The following is a 25,700-nucleotide window of genomic DNA, read 5'->3' on the forward strand; positions in this document are numbered from 1 at the left end:
ATCATCCTCGAGCCCTGCGCGGGGCGTTGTGGTAATTAGAGATGGCCTGGCCTATCTGGCCGCCGTTTGCGATGTCGGTGACAATAGTCTGGATGGTTACGTTGCCGTTACCGTCGCTGCTGGCCTGAGTATCCACCATCGCGCCGCTGGAGTAGTTCTCAATCTGGTTGATGATGGTGATCCCCCCGCCACCGCTGATGTCCTTATTGCTGAGCACCTTCCCGTTATCGCCGGGGATCATGTACTGGCTGCCGTTGCTGGCCTGGTAGATTTCAGGCCTGCCGCCTTCGCCTACCTGATACAGACCACCAGCTGATACCGGACCGCCGTTTTTGCGCGCACCCAAAACGCTCATTGCCAGCCCGGCAGTCTGCGCCGTCTGATAAGCGGTCAAGCCTGTTGCTGATGCTGTACCTGCGGTTGCGATAGATGCTGCGATCGCTGCAGGAGTCCAGGCCGCAAGCGCGGCAGCCCCGCCAGCAACTGCAGCCGCAGCATTAGCTGCTTGCGTGGCCGCGCCGAGCGTTTGAGAAATGATGAAGTTTTTCAGCATTTCGACGCCGGTTTGCACGATAGAGTTGAGCACGCTGTTGAGAATGGTGTTGCCGAGAGAGCGCATAGCTTCCTGCGCAGACATGGTGCCGGTTAGCAGGCCCGTCAGTGCATTCGATGCGTTGCCGGCGAAAGAGTCCACCGCGCTCGTCAGCATGTTGTAGCCTAACCCCTGCTGACTGAGCAGCTCCCACTGCGCTGCGGTCATCTGCTGATTAAACTGGGCCTCCTGAGCTGTGCGCAGCGCCAGATACTGAGCATCGGTATCTGATTTTGCAGCAATGAACTGGTCGTAAGTAATTTTACCCTGCTGATAACTCTGCTGGAGCATCGCCTGCTCCTGCTGCTGATACTGCTGCATGAGGGCAAGTTTCTGGTTGTTCTGGTTCGCCAGCGCCTGAACCGGATCAATTTCTCCCCGCGCCTCTGCTATCGGGTTGGCACTCACCTGTTGAGCCCGGATTTTCGACAGGCGTACCTGGTGCTCCTGCTCCAGTTGTTCAGAAGCGGCGCTGTACTGCTCCTGACTGATGAGCAGTTTGCCGTTGGCATCCGTGGCACTCTTCAGCATCTCCAGCTGCGATTTCTGCGCGGTATAGTCGGCGTTTTCTTTAAGCTCAGGAATGGCATTGCGCGCCTTGATGGCAGCTGCTGTATCCCAGATGGCGGCAGCGTAGTCCTGCGCCTGCTTAACCTGCTCCGACGTTGCTGTTTTTCCCAGTGACTCGCCAGCGCGCTGGATGGCCTGTGCACGGGTAAGCTCCTGCGTTGAATCAGCGGTCAGAGCTGCTTGCTGCTGCAGGCTGGCCAGTTTCTGCGCCACCGACTCAGCTGACGATACGGATTTTTTGTCCTGCTGCTCACCTCTCTTCTGCTCTTTGCGCCTTTCTTCCTCTGCCTTTTTAAGGTCAAAGTTTTCTCCAGCAAGCCTTTGTGCATCTGCGATCTGATTTGAGTTGCTGGTTGTTTTTTCGGCTTCAAGCTTGGCTTGTGTCACTGCCCTTTGGCGCTCATCCTGAATCTTCAGAAGCTTGTTTTGCTCTTCCAGGTGCTCTATGTATTTGGCCCCTTCTTTTGTGGCCGGAGATATCTGCAAGGATGTCGGTTTGAAGTTCTGCCCAGCTTGATTGGCTCGGTTAATTTCGTCAGCGGTCAAGCCGAATGCCTTGGCTACAGCGCCTTGCACGCGCTCAAGGGTAGTTCCTTTTTCGATTAATCCATCATGCATACCCATGGAAGCCTGCATATTGTTGGTAAGCAATCGGTTAGCTTCTGCCTGTGTATTTTCTGTTCTGGCCAGCTTTTCACGTGCTTCAGCCAAATCGCGAGTTTTTTTATTCAGATTGTCAGTTACTTCAGCTGAAGTCCGTAGATAAGTTTCTAAATTTCCGAATCTTCTCGCTGCTTCTTCGGCCTCCGGCCCTATTTTTTCATAGCGTGACTGTAGATCAGCAATATCTTTTTCAAGGCTTCCGATCTCTTCTTTTTGAGCGCGAATAGACTCATTTGAATCGGCAATCGTCCCTCGTAGCTGAGTGTTACTCATGGATTTCATTGCGTCGTTTAGTCGATCTAAACCTTCAGCGAAATCTAATGCTTCTTGTTTTGCTTGCTGTGCTTTTTGATAAAAATAAAATGTTGCAGCAGCGGCTAAAGTTAGCGCACCTACCAACCCACCCAGTGGGGCTGTTAATAAGTTTAAGGCTTTCCAAGCATTAACCCAGGTTAGGCCCGTTGCCGCTACTCTCGCTTGGGATGCAGCAAGCGCATTGTTTGCCACCGCAGCCTCTGCTGCGGAGGCTACATAGATGCCTCGAAGACGAATAACGTTAGCCAAAGCTGTAGACTCTGCATTCGTTCCGCGAGCCACGACCAATTCGGCCTGTGCAAAGCGCAGGGCCGAATCTGCGGCATCTCTATCCAACTTTGCTTTCGTTGCTGTAATTTTTGCTGCCGCTGCTTCCTCCCTGGCAGAGGCACGTGTCGCCAACATAGCGGAAAAAGTGTCTCTTGCTTTCTTAGCTTGAGCAGTGCCTGCCATAGTTAATGCGGCTACGTAGCGACTTCCCATGATGGCAACCACCGCAGTTAAAACACCACCCAGAACTCCGATGTTTTCGCTGGCGGTAACGACTGCATCATTGAAAATACCCGCGCTGGTCTTTACGGTGGAATTTTCACCAAAGAATTTAGTGACATTGTTACCAGCGACTTGAAGCGCCTGGCTGATGGTAGTGGTGGTATTGGCGAACTCTTTGCCGATCACCGCCCCCTGCGAAAGGAGGCCATTCACCACCACATCTGTCGTCAGCTTGCCCTGCGCAGCCATATTACGCATTTCACCAATACTGACTCCCATGGAGTCTGCAAGCGCTACTATCAGGCGGTTACCCTGCTCATTTACTGAGTTAAATTCCTCACCGCGCAGAGCGCCGGACGCCAGGCCTTGAGACAGCTGAATTATTGCGTTTTCCGCCTCTTGCGCCGTTGCCCCTGAAACCACAAAGCCCTGATTGATGATCGTCGTCAGCTTGCTCAGGTCGCCGGCACTTGTTCCATACTGCCGGGTAGCCCTTTCCAGGCGTGCATACAGTGAAGCGGTGGCATCTAAACTACCGCGCGTCTGCTGTGTAATGTTAAATACGCGCTCAGTCACTTCCGCGAGCTGTTCATTCGGACGCAGCGAGTTGGCTAATTTGTTATTTACGGTAGCCCAAGCATCAGCGTATTCAGAAACCTGCCTAACAGAGAGCGCGGCGGACAATGCTACGGCAACGCCTGTCAGACTGGTCATTGACCGCTCTGTATCATTTACAGCTCGTGTGGTACTGTCGAAGCCGCGCTCCATCAGATCAAGCCGCTGATTGACACGTTGTTGTGCAGTCAGTAATCCGCGCACATCCATTTCGATGTCATAATATATTCCGCCTGCGTTCTCTGGCATTTACTTTTCTCCGGGCATAAAAAAACCCCGCAGGAGCGAGGTTGATTTTTAATATTGTGTAGTTATTTGCAAGCTTCTAAGCCTACATAATACGCTATCGAATTGGGCTGTATAGGCGACATTTTAGGGTCTGGATTGGATAATTTCAGCTCAGCGAGCGAATCTCCCGTACCTAAGTATCTAACCTCGGATGCTGAACAGTCGTACATTCTTTTCGAATAACTAACACCAGAGGTTCCCTCTCTTTTAGTCACAATTATTTTAAAGTGATTGTCCTCGTACTTATCCAGAATCAAATAAGTTGCCTTGCTATCTGATGGTACATCCATAAACTTTGGAGTAAATTTTTCTTGCGCCATTGCAGGAAACGCATGCAAGGCACCCGCAGCCAAAATTAAAAGTAAAGCCCTCTTCACATCCCTATCCCCATTAGTAACAAGTCACTAAATCGTAGCGGGGAACCGGCGCAATGGGAAGCATGCTCATTTCCGAGCACCTGAACAAATCATCAAATTGCTAGCGTACAACAGCTCGCGAACTAATCACTGTTTCACCAGAAATTTCTTCGATTCCACCATCCACAACACCATATATTTCTACAATACCACCTCTGTTAGTAATCCCATTCAAAGCTGAGCCATTAAGTAAAAGTCTTCCTCCAGACTCAACAAAGATTCTTCCGGCTACAATCCCACTAACAAGTGCTGTACAACCATAAGAGACTATAAGATCACCCGATAGTAGACCGGCCATCTCAAGATCGGTTGAGAGCATCAGGTTCCCGTAGTGTTTATTGGTGATTTTCAAAAAAAATCTCCGAAAATTATCAGAAAAACCAAAGAAAAAGCAACCAATTCCTTATAATTCTCAGTTAAATCATATCTAAATGTGATTTTTTTTTGGAACCCTTTAGGAATCATTGGAGATTAACTGACGTCATCACTATTCGCTAGCTGTATTTTTTTCACTTGTTTTCGCTCTCATTTTCGATTTGCGAGCAAAAATATCATCCGACGTCAGCCCTGTTCCTGCGCCATCATTGCCTGCCAGCGGCGATCGTCTTCATTCATGACCTCGTCGTACTCTTCCCGGGTAAAACCTTTCTGGTTCGGGTATTTGACGTTAATCATCATGGCAAACTCAGTCATCGTCAGGTTTTCCGCCTCTTCCCTGCTGATGCCAAAATGGTTACGGGCCGCCATGATGTAGTCGGCTGCGCGGAATTCAGACGTAGTCTCGTTCGATTCATGGCGCTGTAATTTGCGCACCTTCGCTTTGCCGACGACGCCGTGCATCATCAGGTTTTGCGCCACGATTACCATGTTCTCTGGTGGCATGCTGCCGGGGCGCCAGACAAAACCGCGTTTACGGGTTTTTCCCGGCTTCATCCATCCAATCAGCTCCCCGATATCATCGTCGCAGCATGCAGTAAGCACTGTATGCGCTGCCATGATGGCCTTACGGGTTAGTAACCCGCTCTGGATATAACGCAGCACGTAGTCAGGCAGGCGGCTGTAATCGTCGCGGATATAGGTCTGGGCGGCACGATGAAGTAATGGCGTGACCTCATCGTTGCACAGATCATAGAACACCTGAACGATTTCAGCAGGTTCACCGATACGCGCCATATTGAGGAATGATGGCCGGAAAAAGAATTCCCGATCATCGGTACCGATAACGCATTCACCTAATTCTTTAATGGGGGTCATAGTTGCTCCATAAACAGTATCAAGGGCGCCGGAACGCCCTTTGTACTGCTCACGCGGTATCGGGCCGTTAGCTGATGGTGACAGTGCACGCAGCTGAAGTGATTTTTACCGTTGAAGCTGAAGAGTCGGTGACTTCGCAGGTGTAAACGCCGGCATCGCCAGACACAGCACTGGCCTTGTTAAACGTGGCCGTCGTTTGTCCGCTGATAACCGCTCCGTCTTTCTTCCAGACGTAAGTATAAGGCGCCGTACCGCCCGCCACCGCCACTGGCATATTCAGAGCCGATCCGGCCGCAACGCTTTTGGTTGCCGTCAGGTTCGTGGTGAACGCCAGCGCCGGGCCTGCCACCTCAAACACGACGGTGTCCGCATCGGCAACTTTCCACTCACCGGAGAAGGTTGAAATGTCGGATGTTCCGAAGTCACCAGACCATGAGGTGGTGTTGAAATAACCCATGATGTAGGTGCCGGCTTCTTCACCAACAAAGTCGAAACGGACCCAGAGGGTCGGCTGTCGGCCAGCCTGCACTTCATCGAAAATGTATTTCGACATAGCGATGGCACCAACTTCGGTTCCTTTGTCCTTCTTGCGGAACTCACCTTCACCAGAAATAGTGAAGTCCATATTGTTGACCAGGTTCTCAACCAGACCTTTCGTATCGTCAGCCTCAGAGGTGACGGTATTCATGGAGTAGTCAAAACCTTTCGTGGTTAGCGCGCCCAGGCGCTTCCATTCGGAAAGAGCCGGAACAGTATCAGCACAGCCATAAGCCATGCGGAGTACCGCTGTTTTCCCGATCAGCTTACCGGTGTCATTCTGGCAGCCCTGCATGTGTACCTCTCAAATAAAAAAGGCCGCCAGATGGCAGCCTGATGGGTGATTCTGGCGATTATTCGCCGTATGTGCATGAGACGAGCAGCCGGGTAACTAACCGGCCCTCCTCAGTGGGTATTGCTGACGGGATACTGCCAACGAGACTGAGCGCACCGACACACTCGTCGGCTTCAGCCTGTGTGCTGATATAGGCGACAATGGCGTTAACCGCTGAATCTGCGGCGTCAGGATTCGATTTGGACGCGATAACATCAACCATCACATACCAGTCGCCGCCGAGGTCGTAGGCAATATCGGTACCGCCCGATGGCCGGAATACGATGAACTGATCGGCATCTTTGCCTGAGTCCCGCCATTGTCGCCATTGCACCTTAAAGCCGGCAGTGAGCCCTTCGGCGACAAACAGGTCTTTCAGGCGCATATACATCGCCGGTGTCATAGCTTCAGCTCCTTCTTAACCGCCGCGTCGATCAGGCTGCGGGTGTCTTCGAAGCCTTTCTTTAAGAACTCTTTCTGCGCGGTCGAGCGCCTGAAGTTCTGTTTCACTTCCGGATCGTGAACAAAGACTGCATAAGACGCCGTATAACCAACACGACCGGTCACTCTGAAGCCGTTAGCAGTGATTTCCCGGAACTGGCTGTTGATGAGCGTTGATGTGTCAATCGGCGTATAAAGCGCCGCCTGTGAGCTGCCAATGAGCATCGCTGACTGCAGCGCACGCACCACCTTGCGCCCCTGCACGTCCTTGATGATGCGGTCGAGGTTAGCTTTAGCCTCGCGAATGCCGCGAACTTTAGCGCCCATAATCAGACTCCGGTAATCAGTGCAAAATCGTCAGCCAGTCGCTCGAACGTATCAGCGAAGCGAATCACCTGCCGTATCTCGTCGGCCTCTTCAGGCGGTTCTGATGCTGATGATGCCCCGATCAGGATGTAATCACCCTGTCTGGCCTCTGAGTACTCCGTCCAAATCGTATTCTTGACCACAATTTCCCGGCCAATATCACCGATCTTCGCAGAGAGCCCGCCCTGGTAGTCACAGATAATAGCAATCGGCGTTTCCCATCCGTACGGCTGACCTCCGCCGTCGGTATCGCTACCGTCAGCATCGCGTATGCGCCGCCAGATTGTCGCGGTCGCGGTGTAGCTCCAGTTGGCTGCGCTGCTCACAATGGATACTCCAGATGCTGATCCGGGCAGCCGGGGCAGTCCGGACATTTCTCGCAGTCCGGCTTATCTTCAGGCTCGTCTTTTGATTCGGACATCTCACCCCCCCACCACATCGAAAAAGCCAACGCTGCTGCCAACGTCGATCGGCAGACCCGACGTGCAGCCGGTCTTATCGAGCGCGGCCAGCGTATTGCGCATGGTTTTGATGTCGCCGCTGTAGTCGAACGAACGCGACGCACCGGATGGTGCCGATTGAGACTTGATGCGCTGACCAAACGCGGTTAGCGCCATCAGGGTGACGGCGTACACACGGATCAGCATCAGGTCGCAATCGTCGTAACCAGCGGCCTCCAGGCACGCGTTGATACCCTCGAGCTTGCACAGGTAGGCATCAATCATGAAGTCCGGGACTGTATAACCCAGCGCAGATAACTGCTGTTTTACCTGCGCCGCCTTTATCTGCTCTGCCATGGTTATTTCGCCTTTTTGGTTGCTTCCGCCAGCGCCGCTTCAGCTGCGTCAGCGCGCTGCTTCTCGGCATCCAGAGCTTCAGCGTGGGCGGTGGCCGTGGTTTCAGCGGCATCCTTCAGCCCCTGCACTTCCGCCAGCGCCGCTTCGAGTTGCGTTTGCAGGGCTGATGAATCAGCGGAAACCAGCGCAGATGGCGTTGCGACCTCAAAGGCAAGTTTTTCGCCTTTCTTCTCGCTGGTCTTCTCAGCCTTGCCCTGCGCAATCCACTTTTCGGCGATCGCATCGTCAACGTCATACACCACGCCAGCCTCCAGTCTCTGGAAACTGGCACCCGCGAACAGATTCGCAGAGAGAATTTTCACAAGTGCCATGGTGACCTCTTAGCTGGATGCGTAAATGACAGAGAATTTGCCGTTGATGTCCTGCTTGACCATCAGACCGGCAGCACCCCAGGTGCGCCACACGTAATCGCTGTTGTAGAACTGACGCGGATCGGCCACGGTACCGAACGCCTGGCCGACGATTGGCGCGATGACGCCCGCCTGTAGCGGCACAATCAGGATCTGGTTGCCGGTAAGTTTGGAGTCTTCTTTGATCGCCGAGATACCCGACAGCTTCAGCAACTCTTCCAGCACGGTGCGGGTTTTGTTGGTGGTGTCGTAGTACTGCTCCAGGTTGGACATAATTTCCGCCGAGACATACCAGGTCTGCTGGCCGTACTGGAAGTTCTGCACCTTCAGCACGTCACGCAGTGCGATGGCGGCTTTGCGCATCGCTTCCGGATCGGTACTGGTGGCAAAGTTGATGGTCAGCGTCACGTGAGCAACGCGCTCATCGCCGCGCACCCCCTTCCAGGTGTAGTTGTCGAACTTAATGAAGTTGCCTTCACTGTCGCGGAAACCGTCCCAGATGTAGTCAACGTACTGGCGGCGCACGTCGTTCACAGAGCCGGACTGAGCGTCAGCCAAAGAGGAAAGCGCTGATCCCTTGTTAAACACCGGGTCGCGCCAGTTGAACTTAAAGCCGCTGTCGTGAATTGGCACCATGGTGCCGTCGAAGGTATAGCTCTTCGCGTCCAGCGCTGCGCCGATCTGGCCTGACATGGAGGTGTGCGCCCAGCCACGACCGCCGGTGCGGGCGTATTCGTACACCGACTCTTCCAGGCGAACTGATCGGGACAACGGCATCAGGTCGTTAAGAAGGGTGAATTCGGTGTTTGGCTCGAACTGCGCCAGCACCGTCTGATCGTAAGAGCGATACAGGCGGCGGATATCGTCGACTGCGTTGGTGGCATCCAGTGCAGGTGCGTTAGCTGCGTCACCACGCACTCGGGTGCGCGCAATGAAGTCGGCAACGGCCTGCGAGCTGGCGTTACGCGCTAACTGAAGTTCCTGGAACTGAGCCGTATTAACCTCAAGGTTATTGGTTTCAGTTGCCCGGCGAGTTGAGAATACAAACATTGTCGCTCCTTACTTGAACACGACTCGAACCAGATCGCCAGCTGCAGCGGTCAGGTCTTTATCTTCTTCGACGTAGGCGAACACGGTGTCTGGCGTGTCGCCGGTGGTGGTGGCCGGCTTGATGCGGCCGTTGGCGATGGCTACCGGGTCGCCTTTCCCGTAGGTGCCGGCAGCAGCACGCAGGTTGAGGAAAACGCCCGGGGTCGGATGGAAGCCGACCACCCAGTCATCAGCGGCGATCGCATCGTCGACTGTTTTGCAGCGCAGATAGTCATAGTTGGCGACGTAATGGATGGCTGAGGCCTTTCCATCGACTGCCGCGGTGAACTTACCGTTAACGAAGGTACCCACCGTGCCGGGCAGCATGCTGGCCGCCGCCGCACCTTCGCGGTGGAGTTGCGGGTTAGCGAAGATGCCACCCGCGTGAATTACGTGCTTACCGTCTTTAGCCATGACTTACTCCGGCATGTCGCTGAATGAGTTGGTGGCGGACTGCTGGCGGTGTGCACCATTCAGGCCGAACGAAGTCGGGCACTGCGCATACAGGCCATCGAGGGCAGCGCCGTCGAGTGCGTTAACGGCCAGATCGTCGAGGCCAAACTTAGCCTTAACGGCGGCGCGTTTTACGCCATTTTCTTTGTCGGCATTAACCGCCAGGCCACTTTCAATGGTGGTCAGTTTGTCGGCAAAGGGTTTAAACCAAGCAGGAGGTTCGGCGCTGTTATTCGCTCGATCGCGTTCTTCCTTCTCAGCCTTTTCACGGGCGGCCTTTTGTTCAGGGGTTTCGGATTTGTCAGCGGCCTTTTCGGCTTGCAGCTGGTTATATGCGTCCATCAGCTCAGCGTCGGATTTGCCTTCAGTCGGCTTACCAGCGGCTTGTAGCGCGTTTACGATCAGGTCTTTCATCGGATTCTCTTCTCCGTTGGTTTTAACTTCGTACTCAGTGGGTTTGCGCACGACTTCTACAGGCTCACCGACGAAAACAGCCTTGCCGTCATCGCCGATCAGATACTTTTGTTTGAAATAGCGGGCTGCATCGCGATAGATGAAGTTGTCTGGCCAGACGCTTTCAGGCCAAAGCCAGTTATCGTCTGAGCGGCCTTCGCGCAACTTGTCGCTGATGGCGCGCTGGATATCATCGAATGAAAAATTGGACGCGTTGGTGAAGAAGAATTTCGTTTTGTTCAGCAGGCCATCGCGGGTGCAGTTAGCAGAATCAGCCAGGCGAACAACCTCGATTTCCTGTTCCTCTCCATCGGCGTTCACAAAAATACCAACGCCCTCGTCCGGCGTGCCGGCACCAGGCTCATCCAGCAGCACGGCTACGTGGTCGAATACCATGTTTGTGGCGATTTCGTTGTACTTTTTGCCCTTCGATTCACCGTTCGCGGCGATGCCTGAATAGAGCAGGCCGGTGGAGATGTGGATCGGCTCCACGTTGGTACCGGCAGCCATCTCATCAAGACGGTTCACCAGGCGCTTACCCTTCTCGCTGCCCTCGGCGTACTGGCGATCGACGTACATGTCGCCCGACACCTTCCCGCCGTTGTGGGTCACGTTCTGGAACCATGCGCCGACGTGGTAGTTATTGACAGCCCGGACATCGCGCGCAGAAACGTGCTTACCGTCGACTTTCGGGTGACCGAACGGCATCGGGTTACGCTCGAGCGTGTTGTAGGCTTTTGCTATTTCGGCTGCCGGGTACAACTTCCGGTTCATCACGATATCGTCGACAACGGGCGTGATGCCGCGAACCACAATATGTGGCTTGCAGTCGATGGTTTCAGTGGTGATGTTTGAAGCGGAGTTAACGACCGACAGCACGTTAACGCGGTTGCGTTTCATGCTGTGTCCTCAATGGCGGATATAAGGCATTAAAAAAACCGGCTATTGCCGGTTTGGGGTTTAGTTTCGCTTTAATTCTATCAAGCTATTAAAATCTTCTGTACGTATCTCAGTAGCTATATCTCGAATGCTTCCAATATTTAATGTGAATGGCTTGTTAGCTAAGTTATCTCTTAATAGACATAACCTGAATTCTGATTGGTGGGAATACTTACTTTGCTTATAAAAAGGCGCTTCTATGTCATTCTTTAAGGTTAGGCTGGTTTTGTTTTCATCATAATAAATGACCTGTTTTGCTTGGTAAGCAAGCACCTCATTTCTTTCAATATGCCCCTGAACAGCCAATCGAACTCTTTCTAAAAAAGCTGCAGGATTTACAATAATCACAAGATATGCACCAAGATTTTTGCTTTCTTCGGGTAATGTGAAATATTGCTTTAGGCGCCGCAGTTCCTCCTCTCCTTTCACACGCGACATATCTATATCATGTGAGTGCAGTTGAGTCATGCAGTACACATTTGCATGGTCATGTTTTTTCATGCTTATCGTTGCTGGTCCAGCCATATCATTAGGATTTAGGGTAAACTTTTCGCCATTAGCTTCAATGGTTAGCATGATATCATGTGGTTGGAGCCATCCTGTAAGCGCCTCGAATTTGTCTGCAATATTTCCATCCAACTCTTCTTCGTATTTCCGGAAGTAATCAATCGTGTTCATATATAAATGACCATCAAGGAACCCTTCCTTGAAATCTTCTCTGGAAAATACCTTGAATAGAACTCCAATTTTCTTTGCCATTGCGATTTTCTCGATAAATGTTTCCATCTACTGATACCAGTTCGCTTTCTCTTTGGCTAACTTTTCAGATAATCCTTTGTTAAAAATGCTGCCATCGTCGTTGAGCAACACCGGAATCTGGCTGCAATAGCAGTTATACCGGTTCCCATTTTCGGCGTAAAAGTCACGCACCTCTTCGGTGGTGAAGACCTTTCCATGCCGGCTGGCGTGCCAGCTGCGGGTCGTAGCCTTCAACGCTGACAGCCACAAAAGCCGGGTGTTGAGCCCGAGGCGATCTCTGGCCCAGTCTGATTCGAGCCACTGAGCTTTACGCAGCGCGCCAACCTGTTCTGTCTGAGCGATGTTTTTAGCCTGCGACATCGACACATCAAGCCGCTTACTGATGATGCTGGCCGTTTCCCGCGGATTGATGCCCCATCCGATAGAATTTGAGATCACGTTTGCCAAGTCGGCACGCGCCGCATCGCTGATGCCTTTCCATTCGCTGTAAGTAGCAACGTATGCTGCAGCAATCTGGTTCTGATATGCAGGTGCAGAGAGCAGTTGTGCAAGTGTGGTTTGCTGGGCATAGACCTGAGACTGCACGGACAGATTAGTAAAGGCCTGGTGCGTGCCGCGCTCATACTCGGCGGCCACATATTCCAGCGACCACAGATTCTGGCTTCCTCCCTCCAGCAGCGCATCATCGAGAATGGTCTGCACAATCTGCAGCAAGTCGGCCAGCTGCGCCGCGCTCATATCGTAGATGAACGTTCCGGCGTTAACCTGGTAGAGCGTGTCCGGTCCATCGGCATTGTTGCAGACCATGAAGCCCTGCTGGATATTAACCGCACTTGCCACACCCGTCAGGCGCTCGTCAAACAGCGCCTTGAGCCTCCGCTTGATGGTCAGATACCGCTCATCGATATCACGGAACATTCGGCCAACCTGCCGTGCTGACTGCGTGGGGTCGGCTTTGTTACGCGGTACGATTGGCGTCCCGATCCGGGTTATCGCTGTCGTTGTCATCTGTCAGCGGGTCCTTATCGGGTTTGTCGTTGGGGTCAGGCGGTTCGGGTTCTTTCAGCGGCTCCAGCTCGCCCACGGCACGTACTTCGTTCGGCTCTATGGCAGCCGTGCCGTAAGCCTGCTGGGTTTTCTGTGCCACATCGGCCATTGCCTGCATGTTGGCGATTTTCTCTTTCTCGCTCGGGGCGAGTAAGTCGGACCAGGCCAGCGTGACTTCGCCGGAATCAGGTGGCTCAATGGCCCCCATAGTCCAGAAGCGCTCGATTACGGCTGTGATAACCGCGGACATAAATCCCCAGCGGCGACCATTACAGCGTTTCGCCCAGTCCGTCTTGTCCTCGTCGGATGCCAGGCGGCCGGTCTGCTGGCCGAACAGAATAGTGAACGGGCACTGAATAGAGGCCGCGAACTCGTTAGCGTTGACCGTCCATGTTGGGTCAGGATCCGCTGCAGCTACCGACAGAACCGAAGGTTCGCCAGCCTGCATGACCAGGGCAGCATCAGTGCCGCGGTTCATTCTGCCAACTTTATCGTTAAGAGCATCGCCGAGGTCTTTAAATCCGGCCTCTTTTGCCTGAGACGACAGTGTCGCTATATCGGTATCTTTATCGAACGCTATACCCAGCTGACGGCTAGCATTTTTCAGGAAGCCCTCCGCACTGCCTCCGGATACCTTCTCCAGATCGAGCAACTTGTTATAGCCGGCGCGCAGGAACGGCACGCCAGACAGCATATTCTCGTCTTCTGAGCCTTCGCTGAGAATTATGATGCGGTCTGGATGTACAGTTACGCCTCGCACCGGTCCGTAAGTACCATCGTCACCCACTGGCTGCTCGTTGAAGTTGTAGCTCACTGGTTGGCCATAGGTCTCCGACATCGTATCGGTGTCGAAGTTACCCGGTTTAACCTGCGATTCCCATGCAGGTATAAGCCTGACTATTGCAGCCTCTTTCAGGCGGCCTACCAGGACGCGGTCAACCGGCAAATGCCACTCGCGTCCATCTTTGAACTGGATCAGAAGCGCCGAGTACCGGCCAATCAGGTTTCGCCTATCGGCATCTTTAATTTTTGGCCAGTGCTTCTTCAGCAGTTTGGTTACCTGCTTCTCCCACTGTGTAGTTTTGGTCGCCTCTCTGGCCTCGTCACCGTCAATGATCGTCGGATTATCTGCCCAGCAATTGTCCAGCAACTTATGAACGCCAGCATGAGCAACAGGGTTACGCTCATAGGCCCGGTAATACTGCTCGAAGCCGACCTGATCCGGATAGCCGAACTCGTCCCACAGCTTCGTGCGCTTCGTGTTGCCATTTACCCCGGCATACATCGATCGCAGGCGGCCGACGGTAGCAGCCAGCGCATTAACGAGAAAATTTTCCCGAGGTTGTAGATTCACTGGTGCTCCTTAGAAGAAGATGGCGCCGACTTTCTTATGATTGTTCTTCGCTACGGCAAAGTAGCGGAACCCGTCGGCACCGTGAGATGTTGCGTCGTGAAGAGGCTTGTCTTTCCAGCAGCCGCGCTTGTCGTCCCACTCTTTGCGGTAACCCTCCAGGTGGATGATGCCCTCGCTGCATTTTTCTTCGTCAAAGACGCACTTCGGCAACAACTCGCGCACTGACTCAATGCCTGTGTCGATGCCAGTTTTCGGTACCACCTTGAAGGTCATGGAATACTTTTGACCGTCGATTTCGTACCCTTCCCGCGCCAGTTCCTTACGGGATTTGGCATCAGAGCCGAACTCGCGGTTTTCGATATCATGCGGCCCCCAGTGCTCGCCATACTCATAGCCGCGATCCTTTAGAACTTTCATGTAGTGCCGCAGGCCTTCGCCTGAGTTTTCGTAGTAGTCGATAACGTGAAACTCTTCGCCGACTTCACGCACGAACCAGATGGCCGTGGAGTCACCCACACCGATATCCCAAAAGGTGTGTACCGGCAGGTGTGAGTTATCGGGCAGCGCGCCGATCCGCTTATTGGTGTAGAGCCAGCGGAACTGTTTGGCATAGTATGCACCCTCGACAGACTGTTGGAACGCCTCCGCCGGAATGGTCGGATACTCACGCTTCATGTCGTCGCCGAGCGTCTTCTCTTTGGCGAAGTACCAGGCCTTCTGGCGCTCGTCCAGCACGACGCCGTGCTTTGCCTCCATTTCGGCAAAGTAATCAACCAGGCGCTGCGGGAGTGGCTCTACCGGGTCGATTGCGTACTGCGGATTCTTCCACCAGGAGAAGAAGAAAAACTTCCAGTCCAGTGGCGAAAGTTGCTTACCCTGCAGCTGGGCTTTTTCAGCGATCTGGCAATAGTCGAAGAAGTAGCCTGCCCGCCCCTCTGCCGTGCTTTCGATCGTGGCAAAGCAGCCGGTAGACACCGCCTCAAACGCACCAGTGACGATTTCCCGGGCTTTCTCCGGGTACTTGGCGCATATCTTGCCGAATTCGGAAACGTGCAGGTAACGCAGCGTACCGCCACGAAACGACGTGCTGACGTAAAGCGAGCCACCCTTTTTGAAAACCAGTTCTCCGGCGGAGTCATTGCTGGCCGGATTGGCCGCCTTAATCTCGTCCGGCAGGTTGTCGTAGGCGAATTTCACCTTCTCGCGGAACAGGCGTTTGGCGTCGTTCAGCGTGTGGGCGATCAGCGCGCACTTGGCGGATTCGAACAACGCGGCGTCCAGCTGGATGATGCACACCTCGGTGGTAAAACCGAGCTGCCGGGCCTTCAGAATGATGTTGCGAGTGTGGATGCCCTCGAAGTATTCCCGCTGCTCAGGCGTCATTCTGAACCGCGTTGGCTTGCCTTCTTTGTCGGTGATCCAGTAGAGATTGTTGAGCCGCCAGTCTTTATCGGCCAGCAGCTTCAGGTGCTCAGGTTTCATCACGCCCCCTGAGACAAGGTATCCATGAGGTCAGAAAGTTTTTTAACGGAGTTGTCGCCCTCTGGACCGTCGATGTCGTAGGCCTGGCGTTCGAGGCTAATCAGGTTCTTCAGCGCATCGCTGAGAGCCTTAATCGACTTCACGCGCTCCGGCATGCTGATGATCGACTGGTAGATTTCGTTCAGCCGGTCGCGGCCGTTGTCGTCGGGCTCAAACATCAGCTCACCGAGTTTACGCAACGCACCAACGTCTGCACACTCAGCGCCAAGCTCGTCGAACAGCGCGTTGGTTATCTCACGCGCCCGGCGGATATCGCCACGATGTTCCATGCGGACGGTGGCAATGACCTCGGCTGTAGCCTCGATCAGTACGCGCTCCGAGAGTGCGCTTTCGGTGCGTACCTGCTTGCGTACCTCCTGTTTGCGTACCAGATCATCAGCACGTTCTTTAATCTTCGCCGACAGGTCACGGGACCAGTCATCGCGCTTGGCGCGTTTGCGGATAGCCCCTTCACTGATGCCGTGCTGTGCTGCTATTTCGCGGAGTGACATCAAGCCAGCCCGGTAAGCCGATTCGATAGCCTCCCAGTCAGGTGATGCCATTTTTTTTACCTTTGGTCAGTAAGTCTCACGCGTGAGACTTCGGAAACTCCTGAATTAATTACAACCCAGTATAGAAAGAGAGTCGCGCTTAATACGACTCACTATAGGGAGTGCCCCATAAACTAACCGGAGGTAATTATCATGAGTTATGCATTTTTCCACGGGCTGGCTATTGCCTATGCACCCGCAGTGAACGAAGTTGTTTCTCTAGTCTGTGACTATTTAAGAATGCGGCTTCGTCTACCATCGCGCCGCTAAGCGACCATGAGTGAACGCTCCTGGTTGGCGTCAGGAGTAACACGGTATTGGCGTTTTTGATTCTCTCTGCGCGCTAACGGTCAGGAGTTACCGATCAACGCTGACGCGGGGAGACGGCGACGGCCTGCGCCCGGGCGGTGGGGTTATTCGGTAGCTGCAGTAATCTCGCTCAGCACGGTGATCGCTTCCACCGATTCCTGCACAGCTTTTGTTGCGCGCGCAACGATATCAGTTTCGCTATAGACACGACTGTACTGCTGGATAAACAGGCGATGCTTGAACGGGTCGTTCTGGATGAAAGCAACAGCCACCTTTGTTGCTGCGGTGTCATAACCCAGCGTGGCCAGTAGTTCCAGTTGGTTGCTCTGTTCAGTAGTGATTTCAGGCATGGTAATCCTCTTTTCAAGTTTGAAATTATGATTTTGATATGTTGGTAAGCACTGGGTCATAAAAAAATAAGTGTGATAAACATCAAGATTTCGAAAAAACGCTTAACTCATCGGACCTTTGAGACTATTCTTATTGATATCAAACACTGAAATCTAAGGAAATACCATGTCAATTATTAATTTATTTTGTAGATCTTGCGGACATGATAGATTCCATATTGTTGCCATCGCAGATAGAGGAGATCAAATTACTCAGATGCAATGTAAGCGTTGCAATTGCGCGGTAGATATAAATGATGTTGTATCTTATAAAGAAAACTATGTTATCGCTCGCTCCGATACAAAAGATGAGCAAGAAATAAACGCGCAACCCTTCATAATTCTTCCTGGGTCGTAAATTTTATTTAAGACTTTGCGGACCTCAACCATACACTTTAACTAATCAATTGATGCCTAATGTAAATTACAGTACATGGGCTTTAATTATTACCACCCCTGAAGTAGATTAAAAAACCAACAACATTATCTATCCATATTTTTCATAATGGCTTTTGAGGTGTCGTATGAAAGAGTGGCTGCTTCTCACTTTTGCAATTTTATTATTAGCAATTTCCATTTATTGCTTAATTTCTTATCTTCGGGAACGGAAATCGAGTAAATTTCCGTCTAACCGAAAAAATCGCTAACTCGTTAATCTCATAGTTTTGAATCAAAAATGAGCTCTTTTTAACGCATTCACATCAGACAACGATAAATCTTTTGGTTTAATGTGTGCCAGTTTCCCGGGTTCTCTCAATCTTTCGGATGCCATCAAGCTGGCTGTTAGCCTGGTCAATCGCTGTAAGCAGCGGGTCTATCCACAGAACAGCCTGGCAGTACGTCAGGGTGCCGGTGGCAGCGGCGTCAGTACCGGCGCTGTCAGCGATGTTGGAATCGGCGTGCATTGCCCGGGAACGTAAACTGTTCGCGTATTCGAGCAACCTGCCAGCAATAGAGACAGGCACAGTGAGAGCACACGTCGGCTCAGTTTTGAGGATCGTCCGGTATTCAATCTGTTTCTCCTGCGCTGACGCTGTGATTTGTGTGTCGTACTGCTGGACAGCAGCGGCTATTTGATTAAAGCGGTTGAACTGCAGCGACTGCGTGGCAATGACACTACTCTGCCGCTCGTTATCCGTTTGCAGCTGCTGGTTAGCTGTCTGCTGCTCGCTGTATTCACCGTGGTAGTAGACCGCAGCGCCGCCCAACCCAATCAGCATAAGCAGGAACAACGCGACCAGAACCAGAGTTATTTTGGTGTCTTTCATCGATCCAGCCCCCAGCACGCCAGAGCAGATTCCTGATCACGCCGCTCAACCTGACCGTAGCAGCCAGTTGCCTGCCCTTTCGTTAAACGGCAGTCACGACCTTTGTCATGCACCCACCAGCGTATCGCCTCACACGCACCTTTACGGTCACCAGCATTCAGTCGTTTGTAGAACGTAGAAGGGAGGCAATTACCGGGGCCGATGTTGTACGGGCAGAATGAGGCGATACCTGCTTTCTGCGGCTCAGTCAGTGGCACTTTGATGTTGTTCTTCACCCAGGCAAGCGCCTTGCGCTCCTCGATAGCGTTCACATCAGCGCATTTCTCAGCGGTCAGGCGCATGCCCTTCACCACCGCTTTACCATCAATTCGGGTCACACCTCGGCAGATAGTCCAGATTCCGGAGCTGTCGAGATAGGCCACCAGTCGATTACCTTCTTTCTCATTAAGGAAAGCATCCAGAATCGCAGAGGCGGACGCGCCAGCCAGAATCAGGCCAATCACTGCGGCGCTGAGCTTTGACTTCAGATTAGCCATCAATCACCCCGTGCTATTTTTCGGCGGTCCTCTTTCACCTTGAAATACAGGTTTGCCAGAAACGTCAGAAAGCCAAAGACCAGACTTCCGATAACACCGATAGCCGCCCACTGTGACGGGCTAACTTTGTCGAGTAATTGCAGGCCCCAGTAGCCGGCATTGCCGACTGAAGCGCCATAGGCAACGCCTGTTGTTAGTTTGTCCATGCGATACATACTCTCACCCCCGGCAATGCCGTGGCGCTGTTCAATTAGGAGGATGAAAAAGGAATGACATAAAGTGAAAAACTTTACGTTATAGCTATGCTGTTCTAAGGTTGATGTACTTGTTTGTGAATGGATTTTCAAATAACCCAAAGAGACAATGATACTTTTAATTAAAATTATTATTAATGATTCTTAGAAATCAATTAAGAGGAAATTTAAAAATGAACTTACAACAATACATCGACATTTATTTTTCTGGTAACCAGGCAGAATTCGCTCGATATGTGGGAGTACGCCCCCAACAAGTTACACAATGGATCAATGGAGGCTTCATAATGTTTGGTGGGAAATTATACAGCCCACGAAGAACTATTAAGCCTTTACCATAGGAAATTCAAACCGTTACTGCTTACGAAAGTCATTACTTCTTGCACTAATCATGCTTGCAAGATGCAAGAAAGGCCCACCGAAGTGAGCCTTGATTTAGTTGCTGAAAATTGTGACATCATGAAGTTTCGGTGCCGGGTGCCTCCCGGTAAATCAGAAAAGACAGAACCTGATTCGCTTCCTGGCAACAGGATATGTTGACCTGTCTTAGCCCCTCCGCTTAGGGGGATTCACCGTAACCTGCGCGATTCTAAACAAGATAAAATCAGAGTCAAAGCCGAGCTCTGTTCTGAGTATGAATCCCGTATAGATTCAGATTAATCAGAGATGAATCGCCATACCGGTAGGAGCGACTCAAAATTTAGGACTAAAAAAAGGCCCTGCATTAGCAGAGCCTAAGATTTGGTGCGCCTGTATATCATCACTGATTAAATGTCACTCCTTCGGATGGGAGGCGCATAGAGTTGTCATCAATTTGAAGATAGTAGATTGACAGAAAAAAGCTAATAAAAATGCCCCGCATTTGCGCAGCCTCTGAATTCGTTTAAGTACCTGCGGGCATTGAAATCCCACGATGAGAGATATAATTAGTCAAAGTTATGCAAAATGCAACCACTTTCAATGCATAAATTCGTATTATCGCGTCACTTTATTGAAAATCGAATCAGCCTGGCTTTCCTCAGCTTCGCATTTAACGATCAGCCCGTCATAGAATGGCTTCCAGTTACGCGACCATGACGATTGCGTCAGTTCAGGCACCAACGCCCGGATCGCTTTAAACGCTACCGTCGAAGGCTGCCGCCTGAAGCCCAGCCCATCACATCGATCGCAATCCTTCTCAACTGGCACGCCGAGCAGTTTCGACCGCTTCAGATCCCGGACCTTGCCGGAACCGCCGCAACGGCAGCGCGCTGACAACTTTCCCTTTCCGTGACATGTCACACACTGATTTTCCACCAGCTGCATCTGATACGTTGGAGCCGTTTTTTCTCCACAACCGGGATGCGTCATCACTCTGGCCAGCGTGTTAGTCACTCCCCTGCCTGCGCAGTCAGGACAATCATGCGTATCGGCAGCAGAACGCGCGTAATCGTCATAGGCGAATTTAGCCAGTACAAAAAGACACTGACTCAATTTTCCTGCTGCGGCCTTCCTGAGAAGCGCAGGCGCGGTTTTGCGGGCATACGCCAGCAGGTGCTGCACTGCCTTATCCCGATCCTGCTGACTGATACCTGCTTTTCCCAGATACGCACTCATGCCGAAAGCAGCTTTAGCCTGGCACATGCCGATCGCGGCCATGACGTGTGTGCCGTCGATATTCTCCGAGCTGGTAGCGCCGGGGCTGTCGGTGATCATCATCGTTTTCGGGCTGAAATGTTTAAGTGCGGCTTCGATTCTCACGTGTATCCCCTCTGGTCTGTTCTTGTCATCCGATACTGCAGTTGGCCAGCGGCCGGTTTCTAAACGTCCACCAGCACTTTCAGCGCACGCGAGCAGCGCGGCTTACTGTAGAGCGCGCCCTTTTTCACCAGCGCTTTAATGTGCGCTTCAGCGGCGTTAGCGGACTTCCAGCCAAAGTGAGTGGCTATCTCCACACGTGTTGGCGCGCAGCCATTCTCAGCAGCGTACTGCCGGATAAAGCGGCACATGTTTTTCTGGATCTCGGTCAGTCCTTTCACGTTTTATTCTCCTGACTGGTGCGCCGACGGCGCGATGCTGGCGATCCGGATACTGCCGGTTTCGCCCCATATTTTTGATACGCGGAAATCCCACACGCTGCTGTCATCGGCAAACAAGGCATCCATCAGCGCTTTCATCAGGTTGTCCACGTCCGGTTTTTGCTGATGCGGCTGACCAATACTGGCGCTGCGCTTTTTCTTGCTCCAGCTGGCTGGCATTGGCAGCACGAAAGTAACGTGGCAGCCGCTGACCGGCAGCTGCAGGCGCTTTAATCGCACCTCGTCGCAGTAAGCGCGGTACCGGAGAACCACCGGGCGTTTAGCCCAACGGTCTCTCTGCGTCATGCGGGGTTTCGGCAACGGACAGATGTCATAGACCAGCATCAAAACTCCCTCTGTCGCTGTCCGGCTGAAGCCTTCTCGGTGCAGATGCGCCGCGCCTCATCCTGGTTGGTGTCGTGGAAATGGCCGTTGCGGAACTCCTGGTACACGGTCCCCAGCTCGCCGAAACGGTTCTTCGTTACGATGATTTCGGCGAAGCGCGCCGCCAGGCTGTTCTCGTTGTAGACGGCATCGCGGTACAGCATGATGATGCTGTCTGCATCCTGCTCAATGCTGCCGCCGTCGCGCAGATCCGCATTTACCGGACGTTTGTTCGGGCGTTTCTCAACGTCGCGTGACAGCTGGCTGAGCGACAGAACCGGCGTTTTCAGTTCCTTAGCCATGTTCTTCAGGCCACCGGAGATAACAGCGATCGCCAGGTCGTTACGTTCTGCTCGAGGCTTTTTAATCAGGCCCAGATAATCGACAAGGATCAGCGACAGGCCGGGGAACTTGCGTTTATGCCGCTCAGCGATGGCGCGGATCTGCTCGATGGTCAGGTTTGCCGCGTCGACGAGCCAGACATCAAGGCCAGTCAGGCGCTGAATTCCCATTGAAACCCGGCCCCAGTCCTCATCGTGCATACGGGATGGCTTGCGCAGGCTGGATACCGGCATGTTCGACGCGCCGGCAATCTGGCGCTCAATCACCTGCTGATTGCTCATTTCCATGGTGAAAATCAGCACACCGCGGCGGACCTTGTGATCCCCCATCACCCGCTCACTCGAGGCAACACCCTCAGCAACCTTCAGTGCAAACTCGGTTTTACCCATACCCGGGCGGGCGGCCACAACAACGAAATCTTCATCGTTCATGCCGCCAGTAATTTCGTCCAGTTCGCAGATCCCGGTCTTCAGCGTGTCCGACTCCTCTCCATTGGTTACCCGCCGCTCCAGCACATCAACGTAAGCACCCATCAGCTCATCGATGTGAACCGGCACGACCTCATCAGAGGGGCGACCAACGGCCATGACCTGACTGATAAACGCCCGAATGTTCTCCAGTGCCTGATCGTGGTTGTTCGCCAGGGTTATGCTGTCGTAATAGGCCTCCATCAGCGCGACAAAACTGCGGATCATAAATTTCTCACCAAGGCTTTTGGCATAGCCTTTGAGGTTTGCCGAACTTGGCACGACTTTCGCCGTTTCCATCACGTCGGCGAATACGCCGGGATCGTCACCCATTGCATCCGCAACCAGCAGCGCGTCGATCATCTTGCGCTGAATGGCCTGGCGCTTAATTTCTCCGTATAGCTTGAAGTAAAACGGATTGGTGAACGCTGCAGGGTCCAGTGTGTTCAGCACATCGCTGGCGTAAGGTGTCAGACCGGCATTCAGCAGTGCGCCGATAACGCTGGCTTCGAGATACAGGTCGCTCATAGCGCACGCTCCCGCACTTTGCGAAGCGTGTCGGGCTTCATCAGGAAATCGAAGTTGGCACGCCAGCCAGACGGATTCTCGCCGAAGTAATGCGGCCTTGCTTCAGTCACAAACGCCTTGAAATATGCCCGAACCGCATCGATATTTTTGTGGGTCATGTGAGTGACCAGGTCACGGATCGCTTTCTCACGGTCATCGTCCAGCTCTGCCAGAGGCAGACGGTCACCGGCAATCTCGTTATAGGCATCAACCACGGCGCCGCAGTCGATCTCAACGTAGCTTGAAGCCCAGGCAGCAGCGTCAGCAAGGTAACCGTCGAAACGGCTTACCCGGCAGATGTTCGTCGGCTTAGCAACCGTGCCATTGCGGCGCTTCCAGGTCAGCACCACCCAGCGCACCACCAGCTGCAGGTCGTCCACGGTGTAGGCTGCACGAGCCGAACGTGGTGTGAGCAGAACGGCAAAGGCTTCTGCAGAGCGGCAGGTGGTTCCTGTGAGCTCGTTGTAATACTCCAGGACCTGTTTAGCCTGTGAAATTACCTCCTCCGGAAATTCCCCCTTGGGGGCTTTAGGGGGATCTGTTTTTATTGTCTTTGGAATAATGTCTTTGGTGTCCCCCTGTTTTGAGGGATAGCCATCCCCTAATTTGAGGGATAATTTCTCCCCTGATTTGAGGGATAATCCCTCGTTTTGAGGGATGCGCCATTCTGAGACATTTTTATTGGGGCCAAACTGACGTCCCTGCTGGATAAGAATATTCATTTCAACCAGTTGCAACTTCGCCTCATTGCAGCGCTTCACCGGCAGTCGAGCGATCTCCGAAATCTGTGAATCACTGATTCGGTCCATAGTTTTGTTCCAGCCGTAAGTGAGCCGCAACACGGTAAGCAGCACCTTGAATTGGCGCTTCGTCAGATCCGCGCCTGCATATTCCTCCAGCAACATGTTAGCCAGCCGGGTATACCCATCATCGGTATCGGCCACGCGCTGCTCCTCACGCTCTGTACGAGCGCGGAAATTGATGATCTCGGCGGTGTTACTCATCCCCTTCCCTCGCACGCTTATTCTGCTCGAGTAACTGGCGCAACTTGTGCGCCGCGTCAGGGGTAAACTCCCGGGCTAACTGCTCCCGTGACATGTCTTTATGTACAGTGTTTTCTGGTTGCATCTTCCGGCGTTTCTGTCGCATAATTGACCTCGCTTGACCAAAGCAATGCGGTACCCGGCTGTTCAGGTGCAACTGTTCAGCCTTCGCTTTACCCTTCAAACTTCCTGAAATACTTCTCGAAATACCATTTCGGCACGCAGCATGGATGCGGGTAATCTGGCCGCATAAAAATGATTCTTCGCTCCTGCCGGTCATACCGGGTAACCCGCACGACAACGCCGCGCCGATCGTGGTATTGCTGATCGGTATCAACGAAACGCTCGTCATCCACCTGTTCCCCCTGCCGGTTTCCGTATGTGCTCCAGCAGCGAAAGCAACTTCCGCGCCTCTTCACCGGTCAGCACTACGTTCTGCTCGCATCCCGGCGCCGCGATACAGCCAGCAGGCAATCCCAGTTGCAAAATCAGCTTGCAGGCCAGGCCAACCAGCCCAACCTTTTTTCGGCTTAGTCCCGAAGGATGAATCCCCATATCCAGCGCCAGAGGTTTATTACCGCGAGCGATAGCTTCCCTGTGAAAATAACTCTCCAGCGCTTCTGCTTTGCAGGTGATATTTACTGAATTGCTGGTTGTTGCTACTGATTCCATTGATAATTTCCGTTTTCAAAATAGTGTTTAGGCAGCATTACCTTGCTTGACTCCATGCTGGAGCCAGGCTGGGTCACACTGCAGTGCATGGGCAATCTCAATCAAAAACCGCGGGCGCTTCGTCAAACCAGCTTCGATCTGTTGGATGGACTGCTGTTTAACTCCAGCCTTACTGGCTAATTCAGCCTGCGTCAGGTTGAGCTCCGCCCGTTTTTGTTTGAGGCGGTCCGAGATAGTTTGCATAAAGCCTCCTTTGACAAACTTTCTTGTATATTAATTACAATATAGTTTGTTTGTCAATTACAGCTTTTCTTGTAAACATCTCTTGATTGGATTGAGAGGTGACTTAATGACGATCGCGGCGCGTGTCCTTGCGAAAAGAAATGAGCTTGGATTAACGCAAACAGAACTGGCAGAAAGAGCCGGCACAACTCAACAAGCGATTGTTCAGTTGGAGAGTGGTAAAACTAAACGTCCCCGCTACCTCCCTGAGCTGGCGAAAGCTCTCGGCTGCGAGATCGAATGGCTTCTTGATGGTAAAGACGTTGTGACGGGCGATAATGTTACTGGTTTCCGCCCATACTCTCCCGGCCGAAAATATCCTGTCCTGAGCAAGGTCCAGGCAGGTGCCTGGGGAGAGGCCATCGAGGCCTATACGGTAAAGGATATCGATCTCTGGCTAGAGTCAGACGCACATGTGCAGGGTGAGTCATTCTGGTTGGAAGTGGACGGAGATTCGATGACAGCGCCGATGGGCCTGAGTATTCCAGAAGGTACTTTCGTGCTTTTCGATACTGGGCGTGAGGCGGTGAATGGCAGCCTGGTAGTTGCAAAGCTGATCGACGATAACGAAGCCACGTTCAAAAAGCTGGTGATCGACGGTAGCCAAAAGTACCTGAAAGGGCTTAACCCTCAGTGGCCAATGGTGCCGATCAACGGTAACTGCCGGATTATCGGTGTAGCGATTGAAACTAAGCTTCGGCTGGTATAATCCCCCTCAGACGGAAGAGACGTTTATCTAAGGAAGTACATGTCAGTTTACATAAAGATAGCAGTACCTATGTTTTGCGTAGCGTTCGCCATGTTCTACCTGGCTCGCAAGAAGCGCGACAAAAACTTCCTGATACCGGGACTGGCATTGCTTTTGGCTGGCTTC

General features: G+C 52.6%; 33 protein-coding genes. 3 read left to right on the forward strand and 30 right to left on the reverse strand.

Annotated elements, in window-relative coordinates:
- Position 1: 1 nt before the first annotated feature.
- The 19 genes from IBT47_RS05340 to IBT47_RS05430 form a co-directional block, all read right to left on the reverse strand.
- A complete protein-coding gene (locus IBT47_RS05340) occupies positions 2 to 3,496 on the reverse strand; it encodes a tape measure protein (protein WP_200559679.1) in 3,495 nt (1,164 codons plus the stop codon).
- Positions 3,497 to 3,558: 62 nt separating this feature from the next.
- On the reverse strand, positions 3,559 to 3,912 hold the full coding sequence (locus tag IBT47_RS05345; protein WP_370569858.1) for a hypothetical protein: 354 nt from the start codon (positions 3,910 to 3,912) through the stop codon (positions 3,559 to 3,561).
- A 100-nt stretch (positions 3,913 to 4,012) separates the two neighbouring features.
- Positions 4,013 to 4,303, reverse strand: a complete 291-nt coding sequence (locus IBT47_RS05350; protein ID WP_200559680.1) for a hypothetical protein — start codon at positions 4,301 to 4,303, stop codon at positions 4,013 to 4,015.
- 209 nt (positions 4,304 to 4,512) lie between these two features.
- A complete protein-coding gene (locus tag IBT47_RS05355) occupies positions 4,513 to 5,205 on the reverse strand; it encodes a DUF6246 family protein (RefSeq protein ID WP_200559681.1) in 693 nt (230 codons plus the stop codon).
- Between the two features lie 67 nt (positions 5,206 to 5,272).
- The gene (locus tag IBT47_RS05360) at positions 5,273 to 6,037 is read right to left on the reverse strand and encodes an immunoglobulin domain-containing protein (RefSeq protein WP_200559682.1); all 765 of its coding nucleotides are present in this window, start codon (positions 6,035 to 6,037) and stop codon (positions 5,273 to 5,275) included.
- A 58-nt stretch (positions 6,038 to 6,095) separates the two neighbouring features.
- A complete protein-coding gene (locus IBT47_RS05365; protein WP_200559683.1) occupies positions 6,096 to 6,479 on the reverse strand; it encodes a hypothetical protein in 384 nt (127 codons plus the stop codon).
- Positions 6,476 to 6,844 carry an HK97 gp10 family phage protein gene (locus tag IBT47_RS05370; protein ID WP_200559684.1) on the reverse strand — a complete coding sequence of 123 codons (369 nt, stop codon included), beginning with the start codon at positions 6,842 to 6,844 and terminating at the stop codon, positions 6,476 to 6,478. The genes IBT47_RS05365 and IBT47_RS05370 overlap by 4 nt, the downstream gene beginning before the upstream one ends.
- Before the next feature lie 2 nt (positions 6,845 to 6,846).
- Positions 6,847 to 7,209 (reverse strand): hypothetical protein, encoded by a 363-nt coding sequence (locus IBT47_RS05375; RefSeq protein WP_200559685.1) that lies wholly within the window; start codon positions 7,207 to 7,209, stop codon positions 6,847 to 6,849.
- 96 nt (positions 7,210 to 7,305) lie between these two features.
- Positions 7,306 to 7,680, reverse strand: a complete 375-nt coding sequence (locus tag IBT47_RS05380) for a hypothetical protein (RefSeq protein ID WP_200559686.1) — start codon at positions 7,678 to 7,680, stop codon at positions 7,306 to 7,308.
- Between the two features lie 2 nt (positions 7,681 to 7,682).
- On the reverse strand, positions 7,683 to 8,051 hold the full coding sequence (locus IBT47_RS05385; protein WP_200559687.1) for a hypothetical protein: 369 nt from the start codon (positions 8,049 to 8,051) through the stop codon (positions 7,683 to 7,685).
- Between the two features lie 9 nt (positions 8,052 to 8,060).
- Complete coding sequence (locus IBT47_RS05390; protein WP_200559688.1) at positions 8,061 to 9,140, reverse strand: major capsid protein; 1,080 nt, start codon at positions 9,138 to 9,140, stop codon at positions 8,061 to 8,063.
- A 9-nt stretch (positions 9,141 to 9,149) separates the two neighbouring features.
- Positions 9,150 to 9,593: a hypothetical protein gene (locus IBT47_RS05395; RefSeq protein ID WP_200559689.1), complete on the reverse strand. Its 444-nt coding sequence runs from the start codon at positions 9,591 to 9,593 to the stop codon at positions 9,150 to 9,152.
- Positions 9,594 to 9,596: 3 nt separating this feature from the next.
- The gene (locus tag IBT47_RS05400; protein ID WP_200559690.1) at positions 9,597 to 10,985 is read right to left on the reverse strand and encodes a DUF2213 domain-containing protein; all 1,389 of its coding nucleotides are present in this window, start codon (positions 10,983 to 10,985) and stop codon (positions 9,597 to 9,599) included.
- Between the two features lie 60 nt (positions 10,986 to 11,045).
- Positions 11,046 to 11,810, reverse strand: a complete 765-nt coding sequence (locus IBT47_RS05405) for a hypothetical protein (RefSeq protein WP_200559691.1) — start codon at positions 11,808 to 11,810, stop codon at positions 11,046 to 11,048.
- Positions 11,811 to 12,791 carry a phage minor head protein gene (locus tag IBT47_RS05410; RefSeq protein ID WP_234471711.1) on the reverse strand — a complete coding sequence of 327 codons (981 nt, stop codon included), beginning with the start codon at positions 12,789 to 12,791 and terminating at the stop codon, positions 11,811 to 11,813. It lies immediately after the preceding gene.
- The gene (locus IBT47_RS05415) at positions 12,742 to 14,184 is read right to left on the reverse strand and encodes a DUF1073 domain-containing protein (RefSeq protein ID WP_370569859.1); all 1,443 of its coding nucleotides are present in this window, start codon (positions 14,182 to 14,184) and stop codon (positions 12,742 to 12,744) included. The genes IBT47_RS05410 and IBT47_RS05415 overlap by 50 nt, the downstream gene beginning before the upstream one ends.
- A gap of 9 nt (positions 14,185 to 14,193) precedes the next feature.
- Positions 14,194 to 15,666 carry a terminase gene (locus tag IBT47_RS05420; RefSeq protein WP_200559693.1) on the reverse strand — a complete coding sequence of 491 codons (1,473 nt, stop codon included), beginning with the start codon at positions 15,664 to 15,666 and terminating at the stop codon, positions 14,194 to 14,196.
- Positions 15,666 to 16,268: a hypothetical protein gene (locus IBT47_RS05425; RefSeq protein WP_200559694.1), complete on the reverse strand. Its 603-nt coding sequence runs from the start codon at positions 16,266 to 16,268 to the stop codon at positions 15,666 to 15,668. The genes IBT47_RS05420 and IBT47_RS05425 overlap by 1 nt, the downstream gene beginning before the upstream one ends.
- A gap of 401 nt (positions 16,269 to 16,669) precedes the next feature.
- Positions 16,670 to 16,915, reverse strand: a complete 246-nt coding sequence (locus tag IBT47_RS05430) for a DUF2560 family protein (protein ID WP_105595034.1) — start codon at positions 16,913 to 16,915, stop codon at positions 16,670 to 16,672.
- A gap of 166 nt (positions 16,916 to 17,081) precedes the next feature.
- Here IBT47_RS05430 and IBT47_RS05435 point away from each other — a divergent pair, with 166 nt between their 5' ends.
- Positions 17,082 to 17,312: a hypothetical protein gene (locus tag IBT47_RS05435; RefSeq protein ID WP_146114192.1), complete on the forward strand. Its 231-nt coding sequence runs from the start codon at positions 17,082 to 17,084 to the stop codon at positions 17,310 to 17,312.
- Between the two features lie 166 nt (positions 17,313 to 17,478).
- Positions 17,479 to 17,601, forward strand: coding sequence for a small membrane protein (locus IBT47_RS05440; RefSeq protein WP_146114193.1), 123 nt, complete (start codon positions 17,479 to 17,481; stop codon positions 17,599 to 17,601).
- 78 nt (positions 17,602 to 17,679) lie between these two features.
- Here the strand turns inward: IBT47_RS05440 and IBT47_RS05445 are convergent, their stop codons facing one another.
- From IBT47_RS05445 to IBT47_RS05495, 11 genes are all read right to left on the reverse strand, one after another.
- Positions 17,680 to 18,222 (reverse strand): hypothetical protein, encoded by a 543-nt coding sequence (locus tag IBT47_RS05445; RefSeq protein WP_200559695.1) that lies wholly within the window; start codon positions 18,220 to 18,222, stop codon positions 17,680 to 17,682.
- Complete coding sequence (locus tag IBT47_RS05450; protein WP_200559696.1) at positions 18,219 to 18,758, reverse strand: lysozyme; 540 nt, start codon at positions 18,756 to 18,758, stop codon at positions 18,219 to 18,221. Before IBT47_RS05450 ends, IBT47_RS05445 begins: the two co-directional genes overlap by 4 nt.
- Positions 18,758 to 18,973 carry a class II holin family protein gene (locus IBT47_RS05455; protein WP_105595037.1) on the reverse strand — a complete coding sequence of 72 codons (216 nt, stop codon included), beginning with the start codon at positions 18,971 to 18,973 and terminating at the stop codon, positions 18,758 to 18,760. The genes IBT47_RS05450 and IBT47_RS05455 overlap by 1 nt, the downstream gene beginning before the upstream one ends.
- Positions 18,974 to 19,987: 1,014 nt before the next feature.
- Positions 19,988 to 20,752: an antitermination protein gene (locus IBT47_RS05460; RefSeq protein ID WP_200559697.1), complete on the reverse strand. Its 765-nt coding sequence runs from the start codon at positions 20,750 to 20,752 to the stop codon at positions 19,988 to 19,990.
- 59 nt (positions 20,753 to 20,811) lie between these two features.
- Positions 20,812 to 21,030, reverse strand: a complete 219-nt coding sequence (locus IBT47_RS05465; RefSeq protein ID WP_105595039.1) for a hypothetical protein — start codon at positions 21,028 to 21,030, stop codon at positions 20,812 to 20,814.
- Positions 21,031 to 21,033: 3 nt separating this feature from the next.
- On the reverse strand, positions 21,034 to 21,414 hold the full coding sequence (locus tag IBT47_RS05470; RefSeq protein WP_200559698.1) for a RusA family crossover junction endodeoxyribonuclease: 381 nt from the start codon (positions 21,412 to 21,414) through the stop codon (positions 21,034 to 21,036).
- The gene (locus tag IBT47_RS05475) at positions 21,414 to 22,790 is read right to left on the reverse strand and encodes a replicative DNA helicase (RefSeq protein WP_200559699.1); all 1,377 of its coding nucleotides are present in this window, start codon (positions 22,788 to 22,790) and stop codon (positions 21,414 to 21,416) included. The genes IBT47_RS05470 and IBT47_RS05475 overlap by 1 nt, the downstream gene beginning before the upstream one ends.
- On the reverse strand, positions 22,787 to 23,833 hold the full coding sequence (locus IBT47_RS27320; protein WP_200559700.1) for a replication protein: 1,047 nt from the start codon (positions 23,831 to 23,833) through the stop codon (positions 22,787 to 22,789). The genes IBT47_RS05475 and IBT47_RS27320 overlap by 4 nt, the downstream gene beginning before the upstream one ends.
- 212 nt (positions 23,834 to 24,045) lie before the next feature.
- On the reverse strand, positions 24,046 to 24,291 hold the full coding sequence (locus IBT47_RS27325) for a DUF4222 domain-containing protein (RefSeq protein WP_370569860.1): 246 nt from the start codon (positions 24,289 to 24,291) through the stop codon (positions 24,046 to 24,048).
- Positions 24,221 to 24,544, reverse strand: a complete 324-nt coding sequence (locus IBT47_RS05490) for a hypothetical protein (protein WP_200559701.1) — start codon at positions 24,542 to 24,544, stop codon at positions 24,221 to 24,223. The genes IBT47_RS27325 and IBT47_RS05490 overlap by 71 nt, the downstream gene beginning before the upstream one ends.
- Before the next feature lie 27 nt (positions 24,545 to 24,571).
- On the reverse strand, positions 24,572 to 24,787 hold the full coding sequence (locus IBT47_RS05495; RefSeq protein WP_105595046.1) for a helix-turn-helix domain-containing protein: 216 nt from the start codon (positions 24,785 to 24,787) through the stop codon (positions 24,572 to 24,574).
- 106 nt (positions 24,788 to 24,893) lie between these two features.
- Here IBT47_RS05495 and IBT47_RS05500 point away from each other — a divergent pair, with 106 nt between their 5' ends.
- Positions 24,894 to 25,535, forward strand: coding sequence for a LexA family transcriptional regulator (locus IBT47_RS05500; protein ID WP_200559702.1), 642 nt, complete (start codon positions 24,894 to 24,896; stop codon positions 25,533 to 25,535).
- The last annotated feature ends 165 nt before the right edge of the window (positions 25,536 to 25,700 follow it).

The sequence above is a fragment of the Erwinia sp. S43 genome (assembly GCF_016624745.1).
In the GTDB taxonomy this organism is placed as follows: Bacteria; Pseudomonadota; Gammaproteobacteria; order Enterobacterales; family Enterobacteriaceae; genus Erwinia; species Erwinia coffeiphila.